Below are 9,652 nucleotides of genomic sequence, written 5' to 3'. Positions count from 1 at the left end.
CAATGGGGATATCCCTGACCGTCAAACTGGCTTAAAGCTGGCTCATCAATACGGTATTGATGGGGTTATGATAGGGCGTGGTATTTTCAATAATCCATTTGCCTTTGAAAAGGAGACGAAAGATCATAGCAGTAAGGAATTGCTTGATCTCTTAAGGTTGCATCTGGATCTCCATGATAAATATTCAAAATTGGAGCTACGTTCGTTCAAGGCTCTTCATCGCTTTTTTAAGATATATGTCCGTGGGTTTCGAGGGGCAAGTGAATTAAGAGTTCAATTAATGAACACAGAGTCAACAGATGAAGCGCGTGCTTTGCTCCAAAACTTTGTGTCAAACAATCTTGATGGGATGGGGGAACAGTAGAAGTTCAAGGTAAAAGCGTAGTAGGACGTTTAACTGTTTTGCCCCAAAAGCTTTTTACTAAGCTTTTAATTGAATAATGTGAAGGTGGTATTGAACCGCACTCAATCCCGCCAATTTTTGCTTTCTATGTTTGTTATTATAGTAATCTATATTGGGTTATGAACAAATAAAAGCAAGTTACCGGGGAAAATCATTATTTCTTCAATATTTTTAGACATACAAGTAAAAAACAAAGATGAACCTAAGGCTCAAATCCTTTAAATTAAAAGGGTTTGGGTCTTTTTATTTTGGCTTACTGGATGCGTTTTGAAACAATAGTGATTTGCTCACATTTTTGCTAACGGGGACTTCTTAGGGCCGTTGTAGAAAATATCAGCCACTTCATCATCATATGGGCTAATGCTCTTAAGAGATGCTAGGTTTCGAATGTCCTATATATTTCGTTTTTTTGCATCTCGAAATATTAAAAATTAACAATGAATTATGCAATACTGAATTTTTTATTCTAATACGCATGATGATATTGCTGATTTTAATAATAGTTAGCCGGTAAAACAGTATTTTTAAATTTGGAATAGGACTTGCATAGTGAATATAGAAAATTCAAAAAAGAAAGGGGGCGAGAGAAATATATATTTTCAAATAACGAAGGTATTTTTGTTTAAACTGGTCTGACCGGTCGGATATCTAAAGCTATGGAGTTGAAATTAAAGATGGCAATTGTAAGTGAAACTGTTCAAAAATTTTTATGTGATTTTATTCTCAAGAATAATCTTACAAGCGGTGACCTGCTTCCGTCTGAAAGAGAACTGGCTAAACTATTAGAAGTAAGCAGATCTTCTGTAAGAGAGGCATTGCAATCACTTTCTGAAAAAGAAATTATTGAAAAAAAAATAGGAAAGGGGGTGTATGTAAAGAAAAGTTTACATCTCAATGACAAGGCATTTTCTAGCACGTTCGAAGTATCTGTCAATATCGATAATTCTCTAGACTTATTAGAACTTCGCAAAGTGATTGAAGCTGAAATCGCATATTTGGCTGCAAAAAGGATAAAGCCGAATGAAATCAATATCCTTGAACAATCGCTTGTCGATTTAGAAGTTTGTATTAAAATGGGATCTTCCATTATCGTTCCCGATCTTGTATTTCATAGAACGCTTGCAAGATCAACAAACAACCAAGTGATTATTGATATGTACAATAATATTTCTGAATTCTTCAAAAAAGTAAGGATTGAAATGGCAACTTATGATGATCCAAAAACAGCACTTTACTACCATCAACAGATCTTGAAGGCGGTAAAAAAAGGAGATTCAGATAGAAGTTCTAAATTAATGAAAGAACATATTGACGATGTGAAAAGCCATTATGTCAAAATGGTAGAGGAGTATAAGAGCGTCCAAAACCCATACACCTGATACCAATAATAGGGGGAATTATATTGAGAGCTAAAGCCACCGTTACTTCTGGTTTAATTCAAGAAGAGCCGAATTTTAAGAGAGTTCTAACCCTTCCTTCCCTTGTATTTTACGGTCTTGCATATTTAATTCCTACAACAATTTTTGATATGTATGGAATTGTATCGAATATAACTCACGGAATGTTTTCTTTAACTCACGCGTTAACCGCAATTGCTATACTGTTTACAGCATTTAGTTATGGCAGCATGGTTGCCGCTTTCCCAGTCTCAGGTTCTGCATACACGTATGCCCAACAGGCGATAAATCCATATATTGGTTTTTTAACAGGTTGGACTGTTATGATGGATTATCTTCTTGTACCTATGCTGTCTTACGTTATTGCTGCTAACTATATGAATGCGATTTTCCCTGAAATACCTAATTGGATATGGATCCTCGGATTAACTGTCCTTGTGACAACGATTAGTTATGTTGGCATTAACGTTACTGCCAAAGTAAACAATATAATTGTTTTGGTTCAGCTCTCCATTATAGCTATTGTAACGATTTTCTTAATTAAATTTATTTCCCAAGGTGGAGGAATGGGATCCTTTTTCTCCTGGGATGTATTTGTAAACTCTAGTGAGTTTGCTAAACCCGAAGTAGGATGGGGAGTCATTTTTACTGGTGCATCCATACTTGTACTATCATATTTTGGATTTGATGCTGTAACGATGGTAGCGGAAGAAGCTATAAATCCGAGAGTTAATGTTCCAAGAGCGGTATTAATCATTTGTGCGGGTGCGGGGCTTTTATTTACAACTGTATCTTACTTAATGCTGTTAGCCTGGCCTGCTGGCTGGAGTGAATTCACAGATGTAAATACGGGGGCACTTGAATTATTTAAAAAGATTGGATTAGGTATACTTGCAGTTATCTATCCTTTTTTCACCTTGATTGGAGCCATAGCGGGTCCTTTAGCTGCACAAACCTCTTGTTCCCGTATGCTTTGTAAAATGGGTGGCGACAGAATTATACCGAAGTTTTTTGGCTATATTCACCCTAAAAAAGCTACTCCAACAAATAGTATTTTATTTATTGGGTCTCTTAGCTTAACTGCTTTATTTCTTGACGTAAAAACAGTCATTTCTTTAGTAAACTTTGGCGCACTGTTTGGCTGTACCTTCGTAAATATATCTGTAATATTCTATTATTTTATTAAGCAGAAAAAACGTAAAGGGATAAACATTGTACGATATTTGTTATTCCCTTCTATCGGAGCATTAATCACGCTCTTCTTTTTATACAAATTGGATATGTATGCAAAGACTGCAGGTTTGATTTGGTTGACAGTTGGAGTTATTTACTTAGGACTCAATACAAATTTCTTTAAAAAACTTCCACCGGAATTAAATATGAATGAAATGAAAGGATGATGCTTTAATGACACAATCTTATTGGTTAGCAAATGTATTACTTGAAAGCGGTTTCATTCGTAAGGATGGCATGGTTACAAAAACAATTACAGAAAACTGTCATATCCTTGTTGAAGAAGGAAAATTCACGAGAATAATCCCAGCTCATGAGAATTTACCTGTTGGGTTGCCAGTTCAGGATACGGGTGGACTGCTTATACTGCCTGGTTTTCAGGATATGCATATTCATCTGGATAAAACATACTTTGGAGGTAAATGGAAAGCATGTACCCCATTTGTGGATGTATTTGGCCGAATGAAAGAAGAAGAAGACATGCTTCCGTCACTTCTTCCTGTCACGGAAGAAAGGGCGAAGAAGATTTTGGAGCTGCTTTTACAGAATGGAGTAACCCACATACGGGCTCAGTGTAATGTTGACCCTATAATTGGGTTGAAAAACATGGAAGCAGTTTTACGTGCCCTAAAATCATACGATGGACAGCTTTCTTACGAGTTAGTTGCTTTTCCTCAGCACGGACTCTTGCGAAGTAATTCCGTTCCACTTGTAAGGGAAGCATTGCAAATGGGGGCCACTGCTGCAGGGGGATTGGATCCGGCCATAGTAGATGAAAATATTGAGGCTTCATTACATGCACTCATAGAGCTTGCAGTTGAATCGGATGCAGATATAGATTTGCATTTACATGAACCTGGTCACCTGGGAATTTATACGATGAAACGATTGGCTAAATTTACAGAAGAAGCAGGCTGGCAGGGAAGAGTTACAATTGGGCATGCGTTTGGACTCGGGGATGTTCCAGTTGAAGTGGCAGCAGATGCAGCGGAAACTTTAGCTCAAGCGGGTATTTCAATCGCTTCTACTGTACCTATCGATATTCCCACAATTCCAATTCCGCTGCTTCATGAAAAGGGTATAAATGTTTCGCTTGTAAATGACAGTATAACGGATCATTGGGACCCATTCGGCACAGGGGACGTGCTTTACAAAGCTAGTCTGATGGCTGAACGTTTCGCTTGGATTGATGAGTGGTCATTAGGACGGGCCCTTGGTTTTATTACTGGCGGGAAAACACCTCTTAATTCAGAGGGGGAGCGAGTTTGGCCGACTATTGGTGATAATGCGGATGCTGTTTTTGTGGAAGCTAGTTGTTCAGCAGAAGCAGTTGCAAGACGTGCAAGGCGCCTTGGGGTTATGCACAAAGGGAAAATTGTTTCAGGTTCATTCAATCAATCTTAGAAAAAAATTAGTAGTAAAACGAAAGAACGCCATTCTTTGTAGAAATAAACAGAAAGGATGGCGTTTTTTATGAGTTTTTTCTGTTTTAGGCGAACTAATGCTGATTACTTTCATCATTGTTTAATCGTCAATCAAGAAAAGGTGGCAATAATCGATACGGGTTTCTATTGCGAATCAAAGGGAGTGCGATTCCGGATTCTCCATGAAAAAACCGAGACCTATGAATTTAAAAAGGATCTCATTAGTACCAGGCGCTGCATAATCGACAACTCTTTTGATGCTGAAGAATTAAAGAATTGAAGAATTAGTGAAAGCTGCCCGTATTTTGGGGCTTTTATCTTTTAATAAAAGTGTGAATAAAACGGCTTGACAGAATACCCCTATAGGTATATTATGAACTCACGAGTTATCAATGAATAAACTCACGAGTAAAATGTTMAAACTCACGAGTAAAGCGCGMAAACTCACGAGTAAARYGYGCAAACTCACGAGTAAARCGCGCAAACTCACGAGTAAAATGCGAAAACTCACGAGTAAAAYGTGCAAACTCACGAGTAAAACGTGCAAACTCATGAGTAAAATGCGAAAACTCACGAGTAAAGCGCGCAAACTCACGAGAAAATGAATAAATTCACAATAATTGCTTCGGAAGAAGTGATCTTGGGACTGAGCTCCTTAATCGGAATTGGAATTATTGTAATCAGTTATGATATTAACGATTGTAAATAGATGGGGGGCGGAGTATGGAGTATGATAAAAGTGTCATTAATCGGTTGAAGCGGATTGAAGGACAAATCAAGGGTGTTCTTGGAATGATGGAGCAGGGAAAAGATTGCAGGGAAATCGTCACTCAGTTGTCGGCTGCGCGAAGTGCCATCGATAGGACCATGGGTGTTATCGTAAGTGCCAATCTTGAGCAATGCGTTCGGGAAAACGTCGAGAATGGAGAGGGCACTGATCATCTAGTCAAGGAAGCGGTTAATTTACTGATAAAAAGCAGGTAAAAGAATTGACCTGAACTGTTGAAAAAGGAGTGTTATTCATGTCTTATATTTTACAAGTGGATTTTAAAATGGAGGGACCTTTCGGCAACGAAATGGTAAAAGAATTTACAGATTTAGCAAAAAGCATTAATAGTGAAGAAGGCTTGATCTGGAAGATTTGGACCGAAGACAGTGAGGCAAAGGAAGCAGGCGGCATTTATCTGTTTGAAACGAAGGAATCCGCATGTAAGTACTTGACGATGCATACAGCTCGGATAAATGGGTTTGGTATAGAGAAGGTTAATGGAAAAATTTTTGAAGTAAATGAAGGGCTGACTTCAATCAATCATGGACCAAGCAAATAAAGATAACCATTTATTTTAGTGAAGTGGGTTGACGCACTTATTTTTTAAAATAATATATACCCCGTAGGGTATTTAAGGGTAAAAATGAAATTTCATCAGGGGGAAGCATAATGACTGAAAAGAAAAAAACGACGATCATTTTATTTAGTGGTGATTATGATAAGGCAATGGCTGCTTATATCATTGCAAATGGGGCGGCGGCTTACAATCATGAAGTGACCATCTTCCATACGTTCTGGGGATTGAATGCTTTAAGGAAGGATGAGCCGATTTCATTAAAAAAAGGATTTCTTGAAAAAATGTTTGCGAAAATGATGCCGCGTGGTTCTGATAAAATGGGTCTATCAAACATGAACTTTGCTGGGATGGGTCCCAAAATGATCAAACACGTGATGAAAAAGCATAACGCCATGTCACTCCCAAATTTAATTGAGTTGGCCCAAGAACAGGAAATTAAACTGATAGCCTGTACGATGACAATGGATTTATTGGGTTTACAGCAAGAGGAGTTATTGGATGGAATTGAGTATGCAGGTGTTGCGGCATATTTAGCTGAAGCAGAGGATGGAAATGTAAACTTATTTATATAAATTTGGGTACCGGAGGGATGGGTCCATTGGGAACTATATTTAACCTCATCATATTAGGTTTCATTGTTTGGTTTTTATATCAGCGCTTTGTCCCTGTAAAGGGGATAAAAAATATAAATGCGGCTGAGCTAAAAGCTGTGTTGAAAAATAAGGGAAATAAGCAATTGATTGATGTCCGTACTCCTAATGAATATAGGGGCAATCACATAAAGGATTTTAAAAACATTCCTTTAAACGAACTTGGCAAAAGGGCACAGGAACTGTCAAAAGATAAAGAAGTGGTTGTAATCTGCCAAAGCGGGATGAGGAGCAGTAATGCGAGTAAAGCATTGAAAAAACTTGGATTTAAAGAAGTCACTAACGTAAAAGGCGGCATGAGTTCTTGGCGCGAATAAAAGGAGGTTCTTATAAAGGTGAAAAAAATTTTACCGAATGAAGTGAACGCATTATTGAAGGGGAACTCCCCAGTCCACATCATTGATGTACGGGAGGCCGATGAAGTAAAAGCAGGGAAAATACCAAATGCTGTGAACATCCCGTTGGGTCTGGTGGAATTTAGAATGCAGGATTTGGATAAATCAAAAGAGTATATCATGGTTTGCCGGTCAGGGGGCAGAAGTTCAAGGGCAGCACAATTACTTGAGGATCATGGATATAAAGTATTGAACATGATGGGTGGTATGAATGAATGGGAAGGTCCCACAGAAAAATTTTAAATTCAAATATACCCCCATACCTATAATAGAAGGAGGAAATAAAATGATAAAAACAAATTCCGTTTTGGATGCAAAAGGTTTAGCCTGTCCAATGCCAATCGTAAAAACGAAAAAAGCCATGAATAAGCTGGAAGCGGGGGAAGTACTGGAAGTTCATGCAACTGATAAAGGGTCAACCGCCGATATGAAAGCCTGGGCGGAAAGTTCAGGTCACCAATACTTGGGTACGGTTGAAGAGGGAACGACACTAAAACATTATCTTCGGAAAGCAAGCGGAGAAGAAACAGAAGTGAAGAAGCATGAAAAAATCATTTCCAATGAAGAACTGCTGCAAGTAATGGAAGAAAATAGAAATATGGTCATCCTGGATGTACGAGAATCCGCAGAATATGCTTTTAATCACATTCCAGCAGCAAGATCCCTTCCAATGGGTGAATTGGAACAACGTATGGGTGAACTGGATATAGAGTCAGAGATTTTCGTGATTTGCCGTACAGGCAGCCGGAGTGATCTTGCTGCACAAAAACTGACCGGTGCTGGATTTGAACAGGTATTCAATGTTGTACCCGGCATGAGCCAATGGAACGGTCCTTCCCAAAAATCCATGAATGAATAAAACTATAAAATGGAGGAATAGATCATGACTAACAAAGTAGCCATAATCGCAAGTAATGGTGGTTTATTTGATGCATATAAAGTGTTTAACATCGCAACTGYAGCGGCAGCAACAGATCAAGAAGTGGCCATTTTCTTTACTTTCGAAGGTTTGAACTTAATTCATAAAGACGCGAATGGAAAACTTCCTCTGCCTGAAGGTAAGGAGCATTTTGCCGAAGGGTTTAAAAAGGCCAATGTTCCTTCCATTCCTGAGTTAGTTACTATGGCACAGGAAATGGACGTCAAGTTTATTGGGTGTCAAATGACCATGGACGTATTGGGCATTGAAAAAGAAGCTTTCGTTGATGGTATCGAAGTAGGTGGAGCGGTCACATTTTTGGAGTTCGCGAAAGATGCTGATGTTACATTAACCTTTTAATGAAGGAAAAAATTTTTGAAAACATAAATACTGAAGGGGGTATATGGCGTGACTTTTAAGCAAATGACAGCTTCTGAAGTTTCAAAGAAAGTGATCAATAAAACCGACTTATTTATTTTGGATGTTCGAAATGAAAGTGACTTTAATGATTGGAAAATTGAAGGGCAGAATTTCGAATTCCTTAATATCCCTTACTTTGATCTACTGGATGGCGTGGAAGAAATTCTCGATCAAATCCCGGCCAATAAAGAAATCCTGGTAGTATGTGCAAAGGAAGGCTCATCCGTCATGGTAGCTGAAATGTTATCTGAAGCTGGATTGGATGTTTTTTATTTAATGGGCGGCATGAAAGCATGGAGTGAACACTTGGAACCAGTGAGGATAGGCGAATTGACAAATGGTGCCGAAATTTACCAATTTGTTCGACTTGGTAAAGGCTGTTTATCTTACATGGTCGTTTCCAATGGGGAAGCAGCCGTTATTGATTCCGCAAGAATGATAGATGCCTATCTTGATTTCGCAGATGATATCGGGGTTAAGATTACACATGTTCTGGATACTCACTTACATGCCGATCACATTTCAGGTGGAAGACGAATCGCGGAAGCAACAAATGCAGCTTACTGGCTGCCGCCAAAAGATGCGGCTGAAGTAACTTTTGAATATCAGCCATTAGAAAGCGGGAACGTGATAACGATCGGTCATACAGCGATTGATATCCAAGCATTATACTCCCCGGGACATACCATTGGATCCACTTCATTTGTGGTGGATCAAAAATACTTGCTAAGCGGGGATATACTATTCATCGATTCCATTGGCAGACCGGACCTAGCTGGTTTGGCTGAGGATTGGGTAGGGGACTTGAGAGAAACACTGTATACACGTTATAAAGAATTATCAGAAGAGTTAATTGTATTGCCATCACATTTCATGATCATTGATGAATTGAATGAAGATGGAAGTGTCGCTAAAAAGTTGGGTTCGCTATTTGCTGAAAATCATGGATTGAACATAGCGGATGAAATGGAATTCAGAGAGCTGGTAACAGGTAATTTACCGCCACAGCCAAACGCCTATCAAGAAATTCGTGAAACCAATATGGGGAAAATCGAACCCGATAATGAAAAACAGCGCGAAATGGAAACTGGACCAAATCGCTGTGCGGTTCGCTAATACCGATAAAAATAGAAACCAAGAAAATAGGAGAGATGAAATATGAATGCAGATAAAGTGCTAGATGCTAAGGGACTGGCATGTCCAATGCCAATCGTCAAAACGAGAAAAGCGATGAATGATTTGCAAACCGGGCAAGTGCTGGAAATACATGTAACCGATAAAGGAGCTAAAGCAGACTTAGCCGCTTGGTCAAAATCCGGTGGCCATGAGCTGATGGAAACAGCAGAAGAAAATGATATACTGAAATTTTGGATCAGAAAAGGTTGATAAAGAGAGGGGAACCATTTGGTTTCCCTTCTTTTAAGGGAGGCACTTAAAATGGATATAACCTTTATCATTACCATCT

Annotated in this window: 13 protein-coding genes; all 13 read left to right on the top strand. The window is 38.7% G+C overall.

What is annotated here, in order from left to right; translation table 11 throughout:
• Positions 1-364, top strand: a 364-nt coding sequence (locus AC1DVB_RS22895) for a tRNA-dihydrouridine synthase (protein WP_477591102.1), incomplete at its 5' end; no start/stop codon positions are given.
• 713 nt (positions 365-1,077) lie between these two features.
• Positions 1,078-1,782, top strand: coding sequence for a FadR/GntR family transcriptional regulator (locus AC1DVB_RS22890; RefSeq protein ID WP_230135593.1), 705 nt, complete (start codon positions 1,078-1,080; stop codon positions 1,780-1,782).
• A gap of 23 nt (positions 1,783-1,805) precedes the next feature.
• Positions 1,806-3,200, top strand: a complete 1,395-nt coding sequence (locus AC1DVB_RS22885; RefSeq protein WP_095679834.1) for an APC family permease — start codon at positions 1,806-1,808, stop codon at positions 3,198-3,200.
• A 7-nt stretch (positions 3,201-3,207) separates the two neighbouring features.
• Positions 3,208-4,437, top strand: coding sequence for an amidohydrolase (locus tag AC1DVB_RS22880; RefSeq protein WP_477591100.1), 1,230 nt, complete (start codon positions 3,208-3,210; stop codon positions 4,435-4,437).
• A 743-nt stretch (positions 4,438-5,180) separates the two neighbouring features.
• A complete protein-coding gene (locus AC1DVB_RS22875; RefSeq protein WP_034312817.1) occupies positions 5,181-5,441 on the top strand; it encodes a metal-sensitive transcriptional regulator in 261 nt (86 codons plus the stop codon).
• 38 nt (positions 5,442-5,479) lie between these two features.
• Entirely contained in the window at positions 5,480-5,785 is a 306-nt protein-coding gene (locus AC1DVB_RS22870; RefSeq protein ID WP_477591098.1) for a monooxygenase, read from the top strand.
• A gap of 110 nt (positions 5,786-5,895) precedes the next feature.
• The gene (locus tag AC1DVB_RS22865; protein ID WP_477591096.1) at positions 5,896-6,375 is read left to right on the top strand and encodes a DsrE/DsrF/DrsH-like family protein; all 480 of its coding nucleotides are present in this window, start codon (positions 5,896-5,898) and stop codon (positions 6,373-6,375) included.
• 26 nt (positions 6,376-6,401) lie between these two features.
• Positions 6,402-6,770 (top strand): rhodanese-like domain-containing protein, encoded by a 369-nt coding sequence (locus AC1DVB_RS22860; protein ID WP_268938364.1) that lies wholly within the window; start codon positions 6,402-6,404, stop codon positions 6,768-6,770.
• Positions 6,771-6,788: 18 nt separating this feature from the next.
• Entirely contained in the window at positions 6,789-7,091 is a 303-nt protein-coding gene (locus AC1DVB_RS22855; RefSeq protein ID WP_063576599.1) for a rhodanese-like domain-containing protein, read from the top strand.
• Positions 7,092-7,134: 43 nt separating this feature from the next.
• Positions 7,135-7,707, top strand: coding sequence for a sulfurtransferase TusA family protein (locus AC1DVB_RS22850; protein WP_477591094.1), 573 nt, complete (start codon positions 7,135-7,137; stop codon positions 7,705-7,707).
• Between the two features lie 24 nt (positions 7,708-7,731).
• Positions 7,732-8,127 (top strand): DsrE/DsrF/DrsH-like family protein, encoded by a 396-nt coding sequence (locus tag AC1DVB_RS22845; RefSeq protein WP_477591092.1) that lies wholly within the window; start codon positions 7,732-7,734, stop codon positions 8,125-8,127.
• Positions 8,128-8,190: 63 nt separating this feature from the next.
• Entirely contained in the window at positions 8,191-9,303 is a 1,113-nt protein-coding gene (locus tag AC1DVB_RS22840; protein WP_477591104.1) for an MBL fold metallo-hydrolase, read from the top strand.
• A gap of 42 nt (positions 9,304-9,345) precedes the next feature.
• Positions 9,346-9,573 (top strand): sulfurtransferase TusA family protein, encoded by a 228-nt coding sequence (locus AC1DVB_RS22835; RefSeq protein WP_034312794.1) that lies wholly within the window; start codon positions 9,346-9,348, stop codon positions 9,571-9,573.
• Positions 9,574-9,652: the final 79 nt, after the last annotated feature.

This window comes from Peribacillus sp. P4_D6 (assembly GCF_056401795.1).
This window is presented reverse-complemented; position numbering and strand designations above follow the sequence as displayed.